This is a genomic window from Pseudomonas sp. K5002, from assembly GCF_013386655.1.
Taxonomy (GTDB): domain Bacteria; phylum Pseudomonadota; class Gammaproteobacteria; order Pseudomonadales; family Pseudomonadaceae; genus Aquipseudomonas.
In genome coordinates this window covers 1-324 of the sequence record NZ_JACARK010001604.1, presented here as the reverse complement: position 1 = coordinate 324, position 324 = coordinate 1, and the positions used below count along the sequence as shown (strand labels likewise).

Genomic DNA, 324 nt, shown 5'->3' with positions numbered 1-324 from the left:
TGGCCGCCTGTGGTTATGGCTCAGCGAAAAACTCGCCCGCGACGCCAAGGCCGCGCAACTGGCGCCCGCCCTGCTGCTGTTGCTGCAACGGCGCAAGCTCAATCGCTGGGCCGTCGGTGTGCTGGTCAACAGCCTGTGGCTGCTGGCCCTGCTCAGCGCCCTGGTGATCCTGCTGACGCTGTTGGCCACCCGGCGCTACGGCTTTGTGTGGGAAACCACCATCCTGCGGGCCGACACCTTTGTCGCCGTGACCCAAACCCTTGGGGCCCTGCCCGCCTTGCTCGGCTTCAACGTGCCCACTGTCGAGATGATCCGCGCCAGCGG

Annotated in this window: 1 protein-coding gene; it reads left to right on the top strand. The window is 67.0% G+C overall.

The genetic code is table 11. The features are described from left to right. A partial coding sequence (locus HX846_RS38215; RefSeq protein ID WP_178967580.1) for a DUF2868 domain-containing protein occupies positions 1–324 on the top strand: 324 nt, incomplete at both ends.